At 65.2% G+C, this 20,895-nt stretch carries 13 protein-coding genes; 5 read left to right on the top strand and 8 right to left on the bottom strand.

Annotated elements, in window-relative coordinates:
* Nucleotides 1–7 precede the first annotated feature (7 nt).
* The 8 genes from CDQ91_RS18320 to CDQ91_RS18285 all read right to left on the bottom strand — a co-directional run bounded on the left by CDQ91_RS18320 (nucleotide 8) and on the right by CDQ91_RS18285 (nucleotide 5,882).
* On the bottom strand, nucleotides 8–631 hold the full coding sequence (locus CDQ91_RS18320; protein ID WP_088474143.1) for a DUF4230 domain-containing protein: 624 nt from the start codon (nucleotides 629–631) through the stop codon (nucleotides 8–10).
* Entirely contained in the window at nucleotides 628–1,389 is a 762-nt protein-coding gene (locus tag CDQ91_RS18315) for a hypothetical protein (RefSeq protein WP_088474142.1), read from the bottom strand. Before CDQ91_RS18315 ends, CDQ91_RS18320 begins: the two co-directional genes overlap by 4 nt.
* Nucleotides 1,390–2,316 (bottom strand): MBL fold metallo-hydrolase, encoded by a 927-nt coding sequence (locus CDQ91_RS18310; RefSeq protein ID WP_237246045.1) that lies wholly within the window; start codon nucleotides 2,314–2,316, stop codon nucleotides 1,390–1,392.
* Between the two features lie 149 nt (nucleotides 2,317–2,465).
* Nucleotides 2,466–4,136 carry a M56 family metallopeptidase gene (locus tag CDQ91_RS18305; protein ID WP_088474141.1) on the bottom strand — a complete coding sequence of 557 codons (1,671 nt, stop codon included), beginning with the start codon at nucleotides 4,134–4,136 and terminating at the stop codon, nucleotides 2,466–2,468.
* Entirely contained in the window at nucleotides 4,133–4,501 is a 369-nt protein-coding gene (locus CDQ91_RS18300; protein WP_088474140.1) for a BlaI/MecI/CopY family transcriptional regulator, read from the bottom strand. The genes CDQ91_RS18305 and CDQ91_RS18300 overlap by 4 nt, the downstream gene beginning before the upstream one ends.
* A gap of 413 nt (nucleotides 4,502–4,914) precedes the next feature.
* The gene (gene grxD / locus CDQ91_RS18295; RefSeq protein ID WP_088474185.1) at nucleotides 4,915–5,256 is read right to left on the bottom strand and encodes a Grx4 family monothiol glutaredoxin; all 342 of its coding nucleotides are present in this window, start codon (nucleotides 5,254–5,256) and stop codon (nucleotides 4,915–4,917) included.
* A gap of 53 nt (nucleotides 5,257–5,309) precedes the next feature.
* Nucleotides 5,310–5,543: a BolA/IbaG family iron-sulfur metabolism protein gene (locus tag CDQ91_RS18290; protein WP_088474139.1), complete on the bottom strand. Its 234-nt coding sequence runs from the start codon at nucleotides 5,541–5,543 to the stop codon at nucleotides 5,310–5,312.
* 12 nt (nucleotides 5,544–5,555) lie between these two features.
* Nucleotides 5,556–5,882: a DUF1476 domain-containing protein gene (locus CDQ91_RS18285; protein WP_088474184.1), complete on the bottom strand. Its 327-nt coding sequence runs from the start codon at nucleotides 5,880–5,882 to the stop codon at nucleotides 5,556–5,558.
* A 210-nt stretch (nucleotides 5,883–6,092) separates the two neighbouring features.
* On the opposite strand from CDQ91_RS18285, the gene CDQ91_RS18280 reads away from it, so the two are divergent.
* From CDQ91_RS18280 to CDQ91_RS18260, 5 genes are all read left to right on the top strand, one after another.
* Complete coding sequence (locus CDQ91_RS18280; RefSeq protein ID WP_088474138.1) at nucleotides 6,093–9,194, top strand: CHAT domain-containing protein; 3,102 nt, start codon at nucleotides 6,093–6,095, stop codon at nucleotides 9,192–9,194.
* A 3-nt stretch (nucleotides 9,195–9,197) separates the two neighbouring features.
* Entirely contained in the window at nucleotides 9,198–11,285 is a 2,088-nt protein-coding gene (locus CDQ91_RS18275; protein WP_088474137.1) for an adenylate/guanylate cyclase domain-containing protein, read from the top strand.
* Complete coding sequence (locus CDQ91_RS18270) at nucleotides 11,272–12,036, top strand: hypothetical protein (protein WP_088474136.1); 765 nt, start codon at nucleotides 11,272–11,274, stop codon at nucleotides 12,034–12,036. Before CDQ91_RS18275 ends, CDQ91_RS18270 begins: the two co-directional genes overlap by 14 nt.
* A 142-nt stretch (nucleotides 12,037–12,178) precedes the next feature.
* Nucleotides 12,179–13,999, top strand: a complete 1,821-nt coding sequence (locus CDQ91_RS18265) for a ShlB/FhaC/HecB family hemolysin secretion/activation protein (protein WP_237246044.1) — start codon at nucleotides 12,179–12,181, stop codon at nucleotides 13,997–13,999.
* 30 nt (nucleotides 14,000–14,029) lie between these two features.
* Nucleotides 14,030–20,890 (top strand): hypothetical protein, encoded by a 6,861-nt coding sequence (locus CDQ91_RS18260; RefSeq protein WP_088474134.1) that lies wholly within the window; start codon nucleotides 14,030–14,032, stop codon nucleotides 20,888–20,890.
* Nucleotides 20,891–20,895 lie beyond the last annotated feature (5 nt).

Genomic DNA, 20,895 nt, shown 5'->3' with positions numbered 1-20,895 from the left:
CGCCAATTTACTTGGCGAAGCGCACCGTTATCTTGGCATCGATGCCCGCAGCCTTAAGCGGCATGGCAAAGCTCTGTTCGACCGCAGTGCGCGCCGCGCCCTGCGCGAGGCGCATCGGGGTCGTTCCCTTGGCCTGCTTGATCAGTTCATCCTGCGCAGCCTTGCGATTGGCGGCGTCGAGCGTCTGTTCGGCGTCGGTCAGCGTCAACAGGATTGCGCCGTCGCGAAATTCGCTGATCGCGTCGATGTCGATTTCCGGCCCCGCAAGGCGCAGCGGCGGCAGGGTGACGATCAGCGCATTGGTCGCCGCATCCCAATCGAGGTCCGATTGCTTGAGCTTGCCGAGGTCGACTTCGTACCGCACCGTCCCCGGCATGATCAGCGTCTTTTTCGCGCTGAGCCCCATCCGGCTCTGCGTCGAAGTCACCACCGCGACATAGCGCGCGGTGAAGGGCACGAGGATATTCTGCTCCTGAAGCCCCTGCAGGCTCGCGGCGACGACGGTTTCGGGATCATAGCCCTTTTGCCAATCCTGCCAGGCGGAAACCGCCCACCAGACGGCGACGAGCAGCAATGCTGCGGCAGCAAGCGAGATCAAGCGGGGCGCGAGGCGCGGTGAGCTGGTTGTCATGGTGTCGTATAGTCCGAACAGTCCGGCGCCGGCCGGTCCATTTCATAGCGCGACGTCGCGGGATTGTAACGCAGCGTGCGTTCATAGCTGCACGCGCTGTCCTTCGCATGAACAAGGTCGGCGGCCTTGAGCCGCAGCTTGCTGTTATCGGAGGAGCGGCGCGCGGTTCGCGGAAAGGCCGTCGCAACGGCGCGATAGGTCAGCACGGGAAGTTCGCCGACCTCCACCGGACCGGCGAGTAGCGCGCCGGTGAAATTATAGTCATCGTGGCACGCCTCGCGCCGGTCCTTCATCTCCTGTTCCGAAAAACAGGCGCGGATCATCAGCGAACTGTCCCACACGACATCTAGCACTTCGTCGCCAAGCTGCGTGTTCGACGGCGTCGTGTCGAGGCGCAGCAGGTGCAGCCGACTGCCATTGCCGCCGCCGCCCGAATACATCGCGCTTGTGCTGACCACGATGCCCATCAGATATTGCCGTGAATCGGACGCCATGGCGTCAGGCGATGGCACCGCGATCAGATAGGGCCAAAGATTCAATGTCTGGCCATCGCGGCTATAGGGTAACGCCAGATCTTCTGACTCACCGGCATTTGGCGCGGTCAGGACCAGCCCGCCATCGCTCCCGCCCGGCACGTCGAGGCACAGGCTCTTGTCGGGCAGGCATTTCCGCTCCCCTTCGCCCGCGACGAGCGCAATGACCACGGGGTCGGCGACAGCGGCAGGCTGCGCAGCGGCGATCAAAAGCGCCCAGAACATTCAGGCGAGTTCCCATTCTTCCTCATGCGCCCGGACGATCCCGCGTGTCTGGAGATCGAGCAGATGCGCGAGCACCGAGCGACCGGCGGCGCCGGTCAGCCGTGGGTCTAACCCCTTGTACATATGCGACACCATGACCGGGATCACAGCAGCGCCCTTTTCCAGCTCGCGCAAAATCTGCCGCTCGCGCTGGCGCCGATGGCCGAGCATCCCGCGCACGAGCTGACGCGGTTTGGTCACCGCCGGGCCGTGCGCCGGGTAGTAGATGCGATCCTCGCGATCATAGAGCTTCGACAGGCTCGCCATATAGGCCGCCATATCGCCGTCGGGCGGGCTGACGACGCTGGTCGACCAGGCCATGACATGATCGCCGGTAAACAGCGCACCGCTTTCGATCAGCGCGAAACAGAGATGGTTCGACGTATGCCCCGGTGTCGCAACGGCTTCGAGCGTCCAGCCATCACCCGAAATCCGCTCGCCGTCGCCCAGCACCCGGTCGGGCGCATAATCGGGGTCGAACGCCGAATCGGCGCGCGGGCCGTCGTCGCGGAGCGCGAGCGGGGCGCAGCCAATGATCGGCGCGCCGGTCGCGGCCTTCAGCGGCGCCGCAGCGGGGCTGTGATCGCGGTGGGTGTGGGTGCACAAAATGGCGGCGATGCGCTGCCCTTCCGTGGCGCGCAGGATCGCTTCAACATGCCCCACACCATTGGCGTCACCGGGATCGCCAATGCTCATTCCCGATCCCGTCGGGCCGGGGTCGATCACCGCGACATCGGCTCCCGCGCCGACGATCCAGGTCTGGGTGCCGGTGAAGGTATAGGGGGACGGATTGGGCGCAAGGACGCGGCGCACCAGCGGCTCATGCTGTTCGCAATCGCCGGCGCGGATCGTGTCGGGCCATGGTTTTTCTTCGCTCACATCATCCATGTGGCATCGCGGATGCGAAAGGAAAAGGGCCGGAACGCGAAAAGGGAGCGGACGTGCCGCTCCCTTCCCCACCCCGGTCGCCGACCTCGAAAGGGACTTCGGGCCGGTGACACAATATTTTCGGCGCTTGATCGTCGGGCGCGCGGCCCTTAGCTGCCGATGCGTTCCAGATCGGCAATCGCGCGCTCCATATCGGCGATGGCCCTTGCGCGGTCTTCAGCCGACAGGACGCGCGCTGCTTCGCCCCTGGCAAAGTCGTCGCGCGCCTCTTTCAGCGCCACAATCTGTGCCGCCGTGATCCCGGCCACATCGCCGCAACCGGCGATCGCGACGCGGCTGCGCTTATTGCCATTGCGATTTTCGATATTGACGGTCGACCGCGATTTTTGCTTCGCGCCGCAATTGACCACGGCGATCGCCTTGTCGTCGAACGCCGCCCAGACCGATGCCGAAACCGGCGGAACGGGAGGTATCCGCGGGATCGCGACGCGAAAGCGCGCCTGATGCTTGGCGTCCAGCTGGTCGGCGATCCTGTTCGCGCGATCGCCGGTGACGCCCTGCTCCTTCAGCGTCACGAGAATCTCGGCGCGCGAGAGATTGCCCGGCACGCGAACATCGACCTGTTTCGCCGTTGAAGCTGCGTCATCGCTATCGGTCCGTATCACGGTGCGGGTCATTTCGCGGCGGATTCCGCCATTCGCGGCGACAGGCTCACCATCATCGTGCGACGTAAAGAGCGTCACATGATGATCGCCATCGATCTCCTCCGGGGGAGCGGGCGCTTCGGGAGGCGCCGGCGGGACAACAAGCGCCGGTGCCGCTGGCGGTGTCGGCGGCGCGATCAGGTCGCCCGATTCTATGTTTGCATGGGCAATGCCGGCGGGAACCAGCGTCGCGGTCGTCGCCAGCACCGCGAGCGTCGCGCTGCCGACGAGCAGCCGGCCGACGAGGCCACGCTGCTTCGAAACATCCTGCCGCATCAGCATTGTCAGCCGCTCCTGCAGATTGTCGTGGACCGCCATCGGCGCCGCGAGCGACAGCCGCGAACCCACCGCGGACTTGGCAATGGCTGTCGCGTAGCGCGCCGTGCGTATTTCGCGCGGCCCGGTATCAGCCATCGTCAGCACGCGCGCATCGCACGCCGCCTCCTGATCGAAGCGGAAAGCGCGGATCGCGCGCCAGGCGAAGGGATTGAACCATTGCGCGGCGAGCAGCAGCAATGCCGCGGCATTGGCCCACAAATCGCCATGACGGTGGTGCGCCAGTTCATGGTCAATCGCCAGCGCACGCTCGTCGGCCACGTAGCGCGCAAAGAAATCATGCGGCACCGCGACATAACGGTGCAACAGGCCGAAGGCGACCGGGCCATCGACTGCGTCGGTCATCACCAGCCGGATCGTGCCGATCGGCTCGAGCTTCACCGCTTCGCCGAGCACCGTCCGCAGAAAGCGCCGGTGCGACAGCATCGCCGCGACGAGGACCGTCGCGACGCCGACGACCCAGACGGCGAACAGGATCGGCAGCAGGTCGGCGGACGTCCAGAGCGGCGCGGCGGCAGGCGCAGCGGCCATCGCATCGAGGGGGATCAGATAGGCCGCGTCCGACGGTTGCAGCGCCGCCGCAGTCTCGACGACCACGGGGTCGCCAAAGGGCAGCGGCGGCAGCGCCAGCCGCAGCGCGGGCACAAGCCACAGCGTATAGGCGAGCCGCGGGCCGAAATGGCGGGCAAAGGGCTTGCGGATCAGCAGCACCAGCAGGACGAGCGCGGCGGTGGTGACGAGCGTGTCGGCCCACGCCTGAAGCAGCATCGCGGCGCTCATGACTTGAGCTTCCTCAGCAGCGCCTCAATCTCGGCAATATCGGTGTCGGACAGTGCCTCGCGCTGCGCGAGATGGGCGATCATCGGGCTCACCCGGCCACCGAACAGCCGGTCGACGAAGCGCTGCGATTCATCGCCCACCGCTTCGGCGCGATCGACCGCCGGGCGATAGAGAAAGCGCCGGCCATCGGCCTCTGCCTTTACCGCGCCCTTCTGGACCAGCCGGGCGAGCAACGTCTTGACCGTCGCCTGCGTCCAGCCGTTGAGCTTGCCGATGCGGCCGGTCAGCTCGGCGGCGGTCTGCGGGGCGTCTTCCCACAGAGCCGACAGCACCTGCATCTCTGAATCGCTTGCTCTCTCGGCCATTGCGGAACCCCTCCCTTTGGCGCCTTCATCTACAGCGACTACAAATGTAGTCAATAGCCTGAATGCGCGATGAATGGAGCAGTGTCGGATTTCTTTACACGGCGCGACGATGTTAGGAAAATGCTAACCATCAGATGCCGCCCAAATCAGGGAGCACGTTAATTTGGCACGGCAATTGAATGGTTGAATATGTTCCCGAGTGTTCCGCTCAATGGAGCGGCGGGGGGTGTCGGTCTGGTCCCTGACACCCCCGGCCCCCACCGGGAAATCTCCACTTACCCCCGATGCAAACGGGGGGCGAGCGGCCGAAAGGTCCCGCCCCCCGGATGCTTTTCCGACACGGCACCGCGCAACGAAAAACGCCGCCCCCACATCGGCAGGGACGGCGTCAATTCCGCGAAACGGTGGCGGGCCTATTCGGCGCGAGGCGGAAGGTCGCTGACCGCCGCGTGAAGCTCGCCGGCTTCCCACATTTCCATCATAATGTCCGATCCGCCGACAAATTCGCCCTTCACATAAAGCTGGGGAATCGTCGGCCAGTCGGAAAATTCCTTGATGCCCTGCCGGATTTCCATGTCCTGCAGCACGTCGACGGTTTCATATTCGACGCCAAGGCGGTCGAGCATCGCGATTGCGCGCGACGAAAAGCCGCACTGCGGGAAAAGCGGCGTGCCCTTCATGAACAGCAGCACGGGATGGTCGGCGACCAGCTTCGCAATGCGGTCGCCAATGGCGCTGGGGGTGGCTTCGGTCATCGTCGTATCTCCGGTCGGGCGCACAGACGCGCGCCGCAAATAAGTCATGGCCCCTATGAGGGGATGGCCGTGGTCAATTGCAAGGCATGAAGTTCGCCGCCCATGCGCCCACCCAGTGCGGCATAGACCGCCTTGTGCTGGGCGACGCGGCTCATCCCGCTGAATGCGGCACTGACGACATGCGCGGCATAATGATCATTATCACCCGCAAGGTCGGTGATCGCCACCTCCGCATCGGGGAAGGCGGCGACGATCATCGCCCGCAAGTCCGATTCGCGCATTCCCATTGGTGCGCTCCCTTAGCTCTGGCTGTCCATGAACTGGCGTCGCGCCTCGACTGCCTTTTCGCCCAAAGCTTCGCGAATTTCGGCGTCGCTGATCTCGACCTGCGCCGCAGTCAGATCGCCCGCGAGCTTGCGGATCACATCCTCGTCGCCTGCTTCTTCGAAATCGGCCTGCACCACCGCCTTGGCATAGGCGTCGGTTTCTTCGGGGGTCAGACCCATGCGTTCGGCAGCCCACTCGCCGACCAGCCGGTTGCGGCGTGCGGTGATCCGGAACTGAACCTCCTGGTCGCGTGCGAATTTCGCTTCGAATGCCCGTTCGCGATCGTCGAATTGCGTCATCATGTCCTCATTCGGATTAAAAAATGTCCCAGTGCAGATAGGTCGCGCGCCACTGCGGCGCAAGCGGCCTGTGAGGCAGATCACTTCCCTTTTTATTCCGAAGGGTTTAGTGTCTTCGTCAGGGAATGGGTCGCATCGCAGCTAGAAAGACTGCGCCTTGCCATGAATATGGCACGGTGCCTCTGCGCGTGTGTTTGGGGGATTTGCGTAATGACCGCTCGACGTCCGTATCAATTGCCGATTTTGGCGGCGTTGTGCCTGACAGCACCCCAAATTGCGCTGGCACAGGGCACCGACCCCACGCTTCAAGACAGTTTTTCGATTGGCGATCAGGGCGGGTCGCTGTGCGAAGTGCAGGCGACGGTGCGCGACAGCGTGGTCAAGGGCATGTTCGATCGCGCCTGGATGATCCTGTGCCGTGATGCGAGCCAGCCGATCGGCTATGTCCGCATGCTGCGCGCCAGCCCAGCCGAAGCACGGGCCCGGATCGAGCAGGCCCGGGTCGGCGCGATCAGCTGCACCGCCGACGGCGCCTGCGTCGTAAAAGACAGCCCGATCGCGTGGAAGACGCGGATCGAGGCCGATGCAGGCACCGCCTATACGGTCGAAGGCTTTGCCGCCTATGACGACGCGCTGAACCTCGCACTGGACTCGATACGCCAGCGCAAGGTCGTCCCGGGTGTGATCAAGGTCGCGACGACATCGATCGGCGGCAATGACGGCTTTGCCCGCACGCTCGCCGGCGCGATCGACGTCGACAAGGCGCTGGCCGAAGGATATCGCCGCAACCACAGCGGCGACTATGCCGAGGCGGCCGAGTTTTTCGAAGCATTGTCGCGCCGCACGCTTGACGAGCAGGCTGCCGCCGACCTCGACCCCAGCGAATTCACCCTCAACCGCGCCTTGCAGAAATCGAACCTTGGCGAATTCGCCGAAGCCGCGCGCCTGTTCGCCGAAGTCGAGGCGGCACCGACGAACGACCCCGTCCAGCTGCGCCTGCGCCGCAATTTCCGCGCGATCGACGCGCTGAACCAGCGCGATTATGACGGCGCCGCGGCGCTGCTACAGGCACCGATCCGGGCGATGAGCGGCGGCGTTTCGGTCGAAGGCAGCGCAGTCACCCTGTCCCCCGACATTGCCGCCGCGGTGAACAGCGCCAACGACAGCGGCATGGTCCGTCAGGGATCGGGCCGCGAGCGGCTGTCCCCCGCCGAACGCGCGCAGATTATCGACGCACAGGCCGGCCATCTGCTCGGCACCGTCGAGCGGCTGCGCGGCAACCCGCGCGCTGCCAAGGCGGCACAGCTCAAGGGATTGTCCGATGCCGTCGCCGTTCGCGAAGGCCGGGTGACGTCGATCATCCGTCTACGCTCGCAAATGCTGGGCGAACTCGCGCTCACCGAAGAGGCGCTGGGCGACAATGGCGCCGCCGACGCCCGCTTCCGTGAATCGGTCAATGCGCTGGCGGTCGAATATCCCGAAACCAACGCCCTCGCCTCGGCCCGCGCGCGCTACGCCGCCTTCCTGACCCGGCACGGACAGGACGACAAGGCGCTGGGCATTTATCGCGAAGTCGTGACCGCGCTGGCGCAGTCGCAGCGTTCGACGACCGGCATGGCCAATATGATGGCCCCCTATTACCGCCTGCTCGCGGGCCGGGCCGCGTCCGATCCAAGCGCGGTCAGCGATTTCTTCGTCGCCAGCCAGTTGCAGGTTCGCCCCGGTGTCGCCGACACGCAGGCGATCCTTGCACGCGAACTGTCGAGCGGCAGCGGCGAAGGTGCGCGGCTGTTCCGTCAGGCGACCACCCTCAATCGCGACATCGAACGCGCGCGGATCGAGGATGCACGGCTGGCGCAACTCCCGGCGTCGCCCGAAATCAACGCATTGCGGGCCGACGTAAAAACCCAGCTCGACAACCTGTCTTTCCAACAGGCCGAAACCGTCGTCGCACTGTCGGCCTTTCCGCAATATCGCGTCGTCGCATCGGGTAAGCTCGATCTTGCCGAGCTCCAGACGGCTTTGCGTGCCGATGAAGCCTATCTGAAAATGCTTGTCGTCGGCGACGCCGTCTATGCAATGCTGATCGCGCCCGACAAGGCACAGCTTTGGAAGTCGGACATCAGCACTGCGGGGCTCGAGACTGCGGTCGATAGCATCCGGTCGACCATCTCGATGGTCGAAAATGGCCGCCGGGTCACCTACCCCTTCGACGCGGCGGGCGCCTATAAGCTCTACGGCCAGTTGTTCGGCCCCGCTGCGGCGCAATTGCCGGCGGTCCCGCACCTGATCTTCGAACCCGATGGCGCGATGCTGCGGCTGCCGATCAACCTGCTCGTCACCGCCGATACCGGTCTCGCCGACTATGAAAAGCGGGTTCTCGATCCCGACGCCGATCCGTTCGACATGCGCCAGATCGCGTGGCTCGGCCGGACGTCGCGGCCCAGCACCGCGGTGTCGGCGCTCGGCTTTCGGAATGCGCGGCAGGCGGCGCCGTCGCGGGGCAAGCAGCAATATCTGGGCCTCGGCCAGAATCTGCCAGTCACCGGCACGCTGCCCTCGCTCGGCATACGCGGCGCGGTTGCCAATGGCGTCGACGGCACCTGCCAATGGGACCTGACCCAGTGGAGCCGGCCGATCTCCGCCGACGAACTCGTCACTGCATCGAACACCATGGGCCGCGATGCCGCAACCTTGCTGACCGGCGGCGCTTTTACCGACACGGCGGTCAAGAGCCGCACCGATCTCGATGATTATCGCATCATCCATTTCGCCACGCATGGCCTGGTCACCGCGCCGCGCCCCTCCTGCCCGGCACGCCCGGCCTTGATCACCTCGTTCGGTGACAAGGATTCGGACGGGCTTTTAACCTTCCAGGAAATTTTCGACCTCAAGATCGACGCCGATCTGGTCATCCTCTCGGCCTGCGATACCGCCGGCGCGGCGTCGGTCGCAGCGACCCGCGAAGCGGGCGTGGCCAGCGGTGGCGGCAATGCCCTCGACGGGTTGGTGCGCAGCTTCATCGGCGCAGGCGGACGCTCGGTCATCGCCAGCCATTGGCCGGCGCCCGATGACTTCAACGCCACCAAGCGGCTGATCGGCGGCCTGTTCGCGGCCACGCCGGGCGAAAGCGTCGCCGACGCGCTATGGGCGACGCAAGTGACGCTGATGGACGACGCACAAACCTCGCATCCCTATTATTGGGCAGGATTTGCGATCATCGGCGACGGCGGCCAGGCGCTGCTCGGTGGCAGCGGCGTCACCGCAAACGCCCCGGCCCCCGGAGAGACAGCCGGTCGCGCGGCCCGCTGATCCATGACCGCCATCCAGACGATCGAACCCGCGCCCAGCACCGCGCAACCCGACGGCCAACCCGCCGCCGTGCCGCTGGGCAAGCGCATCCGTCGGCTGGCCAGGCAACTCGGTCCGTCGCGCATGGCCGCAACTTTTGTCTTTCTGATCGTCGCAACGCTAATCGCCCGGTCGAGTTGGGATCTTCCGCTGATCGGCGATGCCGAACGCGCGCTTTACGATGCCCGGGCCACGGTGATGGCGCCGCATGTCGGACAGGACAAGCGCATCGTCATGGTCACCTATAACGACGAAACCCTGTTCAAAACGGGCATCCGATCGCCACTTGACCGCACGCTGCTCGCAAGAGCCCTCGGCAATCTCGACCAGATGGGCGCGAAAGCGATCGGCATCGATATTGCCTTTGATTCGCCGCGCCCCGACGATGCGCTGCTGAAGGCACAATTGCGCGCGATGACGACGCCGACCTGGCTCGCCTATGCCGAACAGGAAAGCAATCCCAACACCATCTTCTATGAACAGCAGAAATATCTGCAATCCTATCTCGCCGACGTCACGACCGACAAGACGAAGCCGACGAGCGTGTTGTTCCGCACCGACGGCGACAGCGTGATCCGCACATGGCCCGACCGGCCGAAGGGCCTGCCGCCGTTGATGGCCAATGCGCTGGCGCCGGTCGATCCGGCGCACGCCAATTATCAGGGCAATATCCGCTTCCTCGTTCCTGCCCGCGCCACAAAGGGGCAGGAAGAGCCTGTTTTCGCCAATATCCCGATCGACACATTCGCGATGCCGATGGACGCCGACATGCGCGCCGGTTTCTCGGAGCTGGTAAAAGGCCGCTATGTCCTGATCGGTGGCGACATCATCGACAACGACCAGTTCAACACGCCGCTCAGCCGTTTCCCCGATGCGCTGACCGGGCTGCATGAAACGATGATCGGGCTGGAAGTCCACGCGCATATGCTGGCGCAGCAACTCGACAACGCCTGGTCGAAGCCGCTGCCTGGTCTCACGCTGTGGGCACTCGCGCTGTTGGTCGTACTCGCGGGCGGTCTCACCAGCCTGATCGACGTGCGTGCGCGCTGGGTCGCGATCGCCTTTCTGGGGCAAATGGCTTTCTTTGCCGCCTTCCCTTTCTGGCTCCACGGACGCGGGGTCGATACGACGACCCTGCCCGCCTTCGGCTGGGCACTCGGCTGGCTGTTCGGCTATGCCGCCGTTGGCACGGCCGCACGCACCGTCGGATCGCGCCAGCGCGCCTTTGCGCAATCGGCGCTCGGCAAATATCTGCCCGCCGATGTCGCGGCACAGATCATGCGCGACCCCGATCAGCTGTCGCTGCACGGCGAGCGGCGCAATATTTTCTGCATTTTCACCGACCTTGAGGGTTTCACCAAGCTCAGCCACGCGACAACGCCGGAAACCGTCGCACGCCTGCTCAACGAATATCTCGACCGCCTTTCCGACATCGTCCTCGATCATGGCGGGACGATCGACAAATTTGTCGGCGATGCCGTGGTCGCATTCTGGGGCGCGCCGCTCAGCCGCCCCGACGACGGCGAGCGTTCTTCGTCAGCAGCGCTGGCGATGTATGAAGCGGGCGAGAAGTTCCGCATCGACATGGCCGAGGGCGTGCCGCCCTTGGGCATGACCCGCGTCGGGCTGCACGTTGGCGACGCGATCGTCGGCAATTTCGGCGGCGAGGGCCGCATTCAATATACCGCGCTCGGCGACGCGATGAACACCGCCTCGCGGCTCGAGGCGGCGAACAAGAGCCTGAAGACCGGGGTGTTGATTTCGGCCGAAGCGGCGGCGCGTTCTGGACGCGACGATCTGGTGCCGATGGGCCGCGTTACGCTGCGCGGCCGCGCGCAGCCCGTCGATGCCCTGACCCCGCGTCCCGACCTGTCCTCCGAACAGCGTGAGCGCATCACGGCGCTTGTCGCCGCGCACATGGCGGGCGATAAAAACGCCTATGTGACCTGCGCCACAGCGTTAACCAATGAATTTAGTCAGGATGCAGCCATCATGTTCCTGATAGAACGCCTGAACCAGACCAAAATGGGAGAAAGCTATGTCCTTTCCTGATATCCGGACGCGCCGCCTGGGCCTGACCGCCATCGCCGCCGTCATGGCGGTCGCCGTCGTCGGCACGGCCGCCGCCCAATCGATGGTCATCCGGTCGACCGGCCCTTCGGCCAGCAAATATCCAACCGGCGCCAAGCTGAAGCCGACAGACAAGCTGACCTTGGTCGCGGGCGACAAAGTCGTGCTGATGCAGGCGGGCAAGACCCGCACCCTGTCGGGGCCCGGCACTTTTGGCGCAACCGGTGCGATCGCATCGAGCCAATCGATGGGTACGACGGTCAGTCGCATGCTCGCCAAGGGACCGACAATGCGGTCACGCGGCGGATTTTCCCGCGGCCCCGGCGAACAGGCGCCCGCTGATATTCGTGCGCCCAACCTGTGGCTGCTCGACTATCGCGACGCTGGCACTTTCTGCGTTACCGATCCGGCCTCGCTGATTCTGTGGCGCCCGCATATGGACAGCGACGAATTGCTCAAAATCGAGCGCGCCGACAAGAGCGCGACGGTCGCTTTCATCGAGGGCGCCAATTTCCGCAAATGGCCGACCGACGTGATGCCAGTCCAATATGGCGTCGATTATCGCTTGTCGGGCGCCGGCCTCGCCGCGCCGGTGACGGTGCGCTTTGCCGCGCTGGCAAATGCGCCCGACACGGTCGAGGGATCGGTCGACATGCTGATGGCCAAGGGCTGCACGCCGCAGCTCAACCGCCTGGTCGATACGATGTCGGACAGCGAGGCGGCTGGGGGTTGATGGGCTTTGGGCGGACATTGAACCCGCCCGGCCTATCTGATAAAAATGGGATGAAGAGATGCCACACCAACGGCACCTCCATTCCCTGGATCGAATTCGACTGCCGGCCGACCGGCAGAACAGACTGAAACGGCACGCAGCGGTGGCGGCGCGTGCCCTCGATACGCAAGGGGTGGTGATGACGGGCATGGGGGATTTGGGCAGGATCGCATTACGATCGGCGGGGCTGATCGCGGCGGCGCTGCCGTTCGCCGCGCAAGCGCAGTCGACACCGCAGATCCCGACACGCGAGCAAATCCAGCAACCGACGCTCGCGCCCGCCGCGCCCCCAAGCGAACGGATCGTTACCGCCGACGACAGCATCGAACGCGCGCCCTGCCCGCTCGCCAACCCTGAATTCGCCAATGTCCGCATTACGCTGCGCGGTGTCCAATTCTCGTCGGTCGAGGGCATCGATCCGGCGATGCTCGACCCAAGCTGGTCCGACCGCGTTGGACAGGATGTGCCGATTTCAGCGGTCTGCGACATTCGCGACCGCGCCGCGACGATCTTGCGCTCGAAAGGCTATCTGGCCGCCGTCCGCGTCCCGCCGCAAACGATCGGCGACGGCATCGTCCGCCTCGACATCCTCGCCGCGCGAATGACGCGAATCGAGGTCCGCGGCGACGCTGGCAGCAACGAAGGGCTGCTCCAACGCTATCTGTCGCGGCTCGACGACCAGCCGGTGTTCAACATCAACGCGGCCGAACGCTATCTGCTGCTCGCGCGCGATATTCCGGGCCTGGATGCGCGGCTGACGCTGCGCCCCGGCGACGCGCCGGGCGAAGTCGTCGGCGAAGTCACCGTCGCGCGCACGCCCGTCATGCTCGACGCCAATGTCCAGAATTTCGGAACCCGCGACGTGGGCCGTTGGGGCGGGGTCGCCCGCGCGCGTTTCGCCGGGCTGACGGGCATGGGCGATCTCACGACACTCAGCGTCTATTCGACTGCTGACCTCGACGAACAACAGGTCGTGCAGGCCGCGCATGAGCTTCGCGTCGGCGGCGACGGCCTGCGACTGGGCGCCGGCTATACCTATGCCTGGACGCGCCCCGACATCGCCGGGCTGCCGCTGAAATCGGATACCCAGATCATCAGCCTGTTCGCGACTTACCCGGTTATACTGACGCAGGCGCAGCGCTTTACCGTCGGCGGTGGATTCGACATCATCGATCAGGATATCGCGCTGGGCAGCCTGGACCTCAACCGCGACCGGCTGCGCGTCATCAACCTGCGCGCAGATGCAAGCTGGATCGACCCCGCGTCGGTCGCCGGGCGCCGCGGGTATAATCCCGCCGAGCCGCGCTGGTCGCTTGCAACCTCGATCGAGGCGCGACAGGGCGTGAGCTTCCTCGGCGCCAGCAACGATTGCGGCCCCGGCGGCGCAGCCTGTTTCAAGCCCGGCGCCGTCCCGCTGACCCGTATCGAGGGCAAGCCCGACGCGTTCCTGATCCGCGCCAATGCGCAGGCCGAGTGGCGGCCGGTCCCGGATTTCACCCTGTCGGTGGCGCCGCGCGCGCAATGGGCGAGCGACGCACTGCTCGCTTATGAGGAATTTTCAGGCGGCAATTTCACGGTCGGGCGCGGTTTCGACGCCGGCACGGTGATCGGCGACAGCGGCGCCGCAGTAGCACTGGAGGCGCGTTACGGTTCCTTCGTCCCCGCCAACACCAAAAGCTTCGTCTTTCAGCCCTTCGTCTTTTTCGACGCGGCGTGGGTGTGGAACAAGGATGCGGCGTTCAACGGCCTCAATCCGCAGAAACTTTATTCGGCGGGCGGCGGCTTGCGTGCCGCCTATGGCAATCTGGGGCGGGTCGATATGACGCTGGCGGTTCCGCTCAACCGCGCAGGATTTTTGACCCAAAGGCCCGATCCGCGGCTGCTGGTTTCCTTTACGACCCAGTTCGGCGTGCGGGCGCGCTGACCCGTGAATTTTGCATCAAGGACGACTGTCATGCGTGCCACTGCAACCCCCATTTCGAACCGCACGGGCAAGGGACGCCTGCTCGAAAGCTGTGCGATTGCGGCAGGACTGATCGCTCTTGCCTTTGGCGGATCCGCGCTGGCGCAGGTCAACGGGGTCCATATTCCAACCCCCGGCGTCACGGTCGAGCCCAATCCCGGCGGCAACACGACGACGGTGAGCGTTTCAGCGCCCGAGACGATCATCAACTGGATCCCCGACGATTCGGCGCCGACGGGCGGCGCGATCGACTTTCTTCCGACCGGTGAAAGCTGGAATTTCTCCGGCCAAGGCGATTACACCGTCCTCAACCGTTTCGTCGATGGCAGCGGCGGTTCGCTGAGCCGCGAGATCGCGCTGAACGGCACGATCAACAGCATCGACACCAACACCTCGGGCCAGCGCGGTGGCAACATCTGGTTCTATAACGCCGGCGGAATATTGGTCGGCAGCACCGGCGTCATCAATGTCGGCAGTCTCGTGCTGACCACCAATGATATTAGCACCAGCGGTGGCCTCTACGGCGCCAACCGCGCGATCCGTTTCAGCGGCTCATCGGGCAGCACCTCCGCTATCACCGTGAACGGCGCCATCAACGCCAATAATGCAATCAATGCCGGCAGCGCCTATGTCGCCTTGGTCGCACCGCGCGTCGTTCAGGCCGGCACCGTGCGCGTCGACGGTTCGGCCGCCTATGTCGCCGCTGAACAGGTCGACATTCGCATCGGTAACGTCGGTGGATTGTTCGATATCAATGTGACCGTCGGGGCCGAGGGCGGCAATGCCATCACCCATACGGGCAGCACGACCGGTCCCTCACACCAACAGGGCGATAGCGACCAAAGCCGCATCTATATGGTCGCCATTCCCAAAAATGACGCGGTCACCATGCTCGTGTCGGGGACGATCGGTTATGACGATGCGTCGTCGGCGCAGGTCGATCCAGACGGCGCTGTGCGCCTCTCAGCAGGCTATAATATCACCGCCGGCGAACAAAATTTCGCCCCGGCGAATGCAACCGCGGCAAACATCGTCGTCAACGACACGCTGTTCCTCAGCAGCACGGGAGCGCACGCAAGCGGCACATTTACAGGCGAGGCGCTGCAACAGATCCCGACATCGCCGCCGCCTCTGTCATCGGCAGGACGGATTTTCGTCGAAGGCGACGCGGTTTTCAGCGGCGACGCCGGTGCGTCTCTGACCATCGGCGCGGGTCAGCAGGGCGGCGCAACGGGCAATTTGATCGTCCGTTCAGATGGCGCCGTCGGCGCCGCGGGCAATGTTGCAGTGAATGTCAGCGGCGGGACGCTGTCGACCGGCAACCTGTTGCAGATCACGTCCCTGAGCCAGCCCGCCACCGCAACTGGTGACAGCGTGGGGGGGACGGCCAGCCTGACGATTACCGGGGGCACCGTGACAGCCCCGGTCCTCTCGCTATCCGCAAACGCTGGCGCCGACGTCGGAACCAATGGTCAGGCAGGAAGCGCAACGGGCGGCAATGCCAGCATTTCTGTCAGCAATTCCGGCAGCGTGCTGGACACCGGCACCGTCTTCATCAGCGCAACCGCCTTCGGACCGACGAATATTTCCGTCCCGACCGGCGGTGACGCGCAAGGCGGCACGGCCGCGCTGACAGTCTCCAATGGCGCAAGCTTCCTCGCGACCAACAGCGTTTCGATCGACGCAAATGGCAGTGGAGGCTTCGGCCCCGTTCAGTCTGGGAATGGAACGGGTGGCACGGCGCGCATCGAAATCAGCGGAGCGAACACATCGTTCCAATCCCCGGACATCTCCCTTGAAGCGCTAGGCAACGGCGGGGGGTCCGGGGGGCCCGTCGACGCCCGGAACGGTGGCGACGGAACGGGAGGGCGCGCCGAACTGGTCGTCGATGCCGACAATAGCGCGACGATATTGCTGGATATTCTTTCGCTCGATGCCAGCGGACGGGGCGGTGACGCAAGCAATAGCGAAAATGCCACGGGCGGCGACGCGCAGGGCGGCGTGGCAACCGTGACCGCCAATGGCGGCGTCACTTTGCAAACGAGCCAGTTGACGCTCAAAGCCGCCGCACGAAGCGGAGACGGTGTCAGCCCTAGCGGCACGACCGGGCAATCGGGGAATGCGCGCGGCGGCGACGTCGCCCTGCTCGCGTCCAACGCCGGACAGATTTTGTCGACGGGCAGCTTCGGCAATAGCCTCGATGTCAGCGCCGTAACCGAGGTCAGCAGCATTGGAAGTTCGGCCACCGGGGGCACAATCCGCCTGATCGCCAATGCGGGGGGCATCGACCTTTCGGCGAACACCAGCCTTGCCGCGAACGGCATTTCGGGCGGCGCGACCGTTCCCGGCGCGAGCGTCGCGACCGGCACGGGCGGATCGATCCTCATCCAGACCGTCGCCGAGGCATCGAACAGCAGCGCAATCAACTTTGGCGAACTCAACGCATCCACCGACGGAAATTCGCAGATTACGGCCGAGGTCCCTCCCGGCACATTCCCCAATCTCGTGGGCAATGGCCAAGGCGGTGTCATAACGATCGATATGCAGGGCGGCTCGCTGACGGGCGGTTCCATCCAATTGTCCGCCAACGGTGAGGGCGCGGCGACCGCGACCAGCACAGGGCGCGGCGGAACGGCGACCTTCACACAGACCGGCGGCAACGTAACGATCGCCGATCTGAATGTCAGTGCCAACGGCTTTGGCGATGTCGCGACGGGTCAGTCGGGCGATGGCATCGGCGGAACCGCAACGATCAACCTGCTCGGCGGGACAATCAGCGCCGCCGATATATCGGCGACGGCGGACGGCTTCGGCGGCTTGGGCTCGCCGGGCAATGACATAGATCCGCTCAATCCCGTCGCAGGCGGTCGGGGCGGCGCGGGCCAGGGCGGCACCGCAACGATCACCGTCGACGGTATGGCTGCGGTCACCGCAAGCGCGATCGGCGCATCGGCCATCGGCGAAGGCGGCGCCGGCGGTGATTTTAACTCCTTCTCCAGCACGGGCGTCACGCCGGGAGTGACCGGCGACGGCGGCAATGGCACCGGGGGCACGGCGACCATCAACCTGATCAGCGGAACGGTTTCCAGCGGCAATATGATCGTCGACGCCACGGGCATCGGCGGCGATGGCGGCGGCTCCTTTTTCTTTGGCATGACAGCGGCAACGGGGATCGGGACCGGCGGACGCGGCGGCAACGGCCAGGGCGGCACCGCAACCGTCAGCCTCGCCGCCGCGACCAATATTACCGATCTCACGGCCAGCTTGGCGCGCGGCGTCGGCGGCAATGGCGGATCGCACAATGTTGGCGGTGACGGGGGCAATGCGGTTGGCGGCACCGCTCAGGCGATCGTCAATGGTTTCGATGCCGGGGCGCTCGCCGTCACGCTCGATGCCGGCGCGCAGGGCGGCGTGGGCGGCGACGGCCGCGACGGCAATGGCGGCAATGGCGGCAACGCCGTCGGCGGCACCGCGCGCGCGCGCGCCGATGGCGCCAACGCCAATATCACGATGGAGCAGGTCAGTTTCATCACCGACGCGATCGGCGGCGCGGGCGGCCGCGGCGGCCTGTCCTTCTTTGCAAATCCGGCGGTCGCACCCGTCGGCGGCCTTGGCGGCAGTGGCCGCGGCGGCACGCTGGAAATCGGCGCAGACAATGGCGCGACGGTGGTGTTCTTGTCCAACAGCAGCGGTCCCATATCGCTCAGCAGTTCCGGCACCGGCGGCACTGGCGGCAATGGCGCCAGCAACGAAAATGCAGGTGGGACTGGTGGCACCGGTGGCGATGGCGGCACTGCCCAGGGCGGGACCATCCTGCTGCGCACGAACGGCGGCACGATCACCTCGAACGGCACCCCAATCGACATCGTCGCTAACGGCGCTTCGGGTGCTGGCGGCAATGGCGGCGGCGGTGCGGCCGCGCCCGGCACCAGCGGGACCACGACGCCCACGACCGGTGGACGCGTTGTGATAGAAGCAGCGACCGGACAGATCAGCCTGGGCGACACGAATATCGCCGCCAATGGCGACAATGCCGGTCGCATCGAGCTACGCGCCGGCGGCAATCTCACCATGGCCAGCCTGAACGCGACCGCCAACGGCACCGCGCCGCCGACCAACAATGATACCGGCAGCGCGACGACGGGCATTTTCCTCGCCGCGACCGGCGGGACGATCGCGACCACAGCCAATATGTCGCTGACGACCGACGGCTCGATCGGTGTCTATGCGCAAGGCGCAGGCGCCGTCAGCGCCGGAACCGGCCTCACCATGAACGCCGTCGATCAGGTCGACATTCGCCACGATCAACGCAGCGGAACCGCACCGACGATCCAGGCGGGCGACGAGCTGTCGATCATCGCCGGGACCAGCATCAGCGGCGCGGCGGGCAGTTTGATCGGCTCCGCCTCGACCTTGTCGCTCGCCGCCACCGGCCCCAATGGGACAATTACCCTCGACCGGCTGGACGGCGTCAATATCGTCATCAACACCATTGGCGCCGCAAGCGTCGAACATGCCGAAGCAAGCAACGACTTCGTCGCCACGGCCGGCAGCTTCCGCACCGGGCTCAATTCGATCATCACCGGTGGCGACATTATCGTCAGCTCGCCGGGTGCAGTCGACCTCGGCAATTCGACCGCGGGCGGCTTCGTAGCAGTCGATGGCCAGTCGATCGCCTTCAACAGCATCGGCGCGGTGGGCAGCGTCTTCCTGACCGCATCGGGCACGGCGCCCGGCGCCGAGGGGATCAACGGCAGCATCATTACGTCCGGCGGCAATGTCCTGCTGCGCTCGGCGGGCAATGTGACAATCGCAACCTCGATCGCCGCCAACGGCGGCTGGGTCGATCCGAACAGCGGGGTCGCCGAGGGCAATTTGTTCGTCGATGCAGCAGGCAACGCCTTGCTCACTGGCGCCAGCGCCGCACGCATGGTGGGCGTCAACGCCGGTCAGGCTGTCACAATCGCCGGTGGATCGGCGGGCGAAGACCTGCTCATCCTCGCTGGCAGCACCGCAAACCTGTCGAATTTCACGGCAGGCGACGATGTCGAAATTCGCGCACCCGGTGCGATCACCGCGCAGAATGTCAGCACGACGGGTGCAGGTGTCGACACACGCGAACTCAGCTATTTGTCGGGCAGCGGATTCGCGATCGGAACCGTTGCTGGTGGCGACAGCAGCATCATCACGCGCGGCGGCGAAATGACGCTGGGCAATCTGAACGCTTTCGACGACATTATTGTCGCTTCGACCGGCGCGGTGTCGGCCACTGCCCCGGTCGTCGCCGGACGCAACATCGATATCGACGGTGCAAATGGCGTGACCGCCGGCACGGTGACGAGTGGTGGGACGACCAGCCTGAACAGCGCCGGCGGCGCCATCGCGGTCAACAGCCTCACCTCGACCGGAGCGGTCAGTGCTAGCGGCCAAAGCGTCCAGATCGGCGGGGGAAGCAGCGGGAATCTGGTCTTCAGCCAAATCAACGCCACCACCGGGGATGCTATCGTCACCAATGTTGGCAACATCACGCTGACGAGCGGCACTGTCACCGGTCGCGCGGCGCTAACCTCTACCAATGGCGCGGTCGATGTTTCGCAATTGACCGCAAACAGCGTCGACCTGTCGGCGCGCACCAGCATGACGCTGGGCAGCATCGCCGCGACCCAGGGACTGACCGCCCAGACCGGTGGTATGTTGACCCTTGCGGGCGTCGTGACCGGCCGCACCATGGCGCTGACGTCCGGCGATATCACCATCGGGGCCAATGGCCGCGCCGGCACCCCCGGGTTGACCACCGTGCTGCAACTAACCAACGGCAACAACGGTCGCCAGACCTTCATCGGCGGCACCGGCACGCGCAATGGCTATCACATCGATGCCAGCGAAATGGCGCGCCTCTACGGCGCGGATATCAGGATTGCCAGCCCCGCCATTGTCCCCTCGTCCGCGGGCGTCCCGGTGGACGCCGACGTCATCATCGACAGCTTCACGATGACGGGTGGAAATTCGTCGTCGAACCTCGGCGACAATGGATCGCTGACGATCGAGACCCCGGGCAGGGCCCGCGTAATCGGCAATGTGCAGCTTACCGGCCTTTCCGACACCAGTTCTCTCAACCTGTTCGCCGACACGGCACTGGAAGTTATTTTGGGCCAGGGTTCGGTCCGGCTGACCGGCGCCAACAATGCTCCGGGCGGACGGCTCAACATGGCGTCGGACAATATCATCGTCGCGACGCTGGCCGCGATCACCGATGTCCGCGCCGCCACGGCCACGGATGCGATCAACGCGCGACTTGCCGAGAATGACGGCGTGACGAACGACGAAGGCGCCTTGTTCGCACGCGGCATCAGTGCCGACGTGGGAAGCGGTTTCTATGTCCAGAACAGCGGCGTCGGCACCAGCTTTGCCGAACGGCGCGGGCTGACGTTCGGTGCGGGCGGGCTCGACGTCGTGACTGCGGGGCCAGCCTCGCGGATCATCATCAACGGCGTCCAACTGGGCACATCGGGGCAGGTTACCGGATTCGACACGCTGGCTTTCCTGACTATCGCCGGCGCGGCTCCTTCGGGCTCCGCGAACAACTTCGATCGGCGATCGACCCTCAACGGCTGCCTGATCGCCTTCACCGGGGCCTGCACCACCGTCTCGCTCGATCCCGGAACAAACTTCCCGGTGCAGGATGTGGTCGATAACCCGGCCGACCCCGACACCGAAGAAGCAGAAGGCAATAATCTGCCGACCCCGCTGATCACCATGCGCGACATCGATCCGCTGACCGGCGAGCCGTTGCTCGACGATCCGGTGACCGGTGCGGGCAACGACGATCTGTGGACGCCGCCCGCCGAGTGATCCCC

The sequence above is a fragment of the Sphingopyxis witflariensis genome (genome assembly GCF_002205635.1).
In the GTDB taxonomy this organism is placed as follows: Bacteria; Pseudomonadota; Alphaproteobacteria; order Sphingomonadales; family Sphingomonadaceae; genus Sphingopyxis; species Sphingopyxis witflariensis.
The sequence above is the reverse complement of the archived record's forward strand: the minus strand, read 5'-3'. Positions and strand labels throughout refer to the sequence as shown.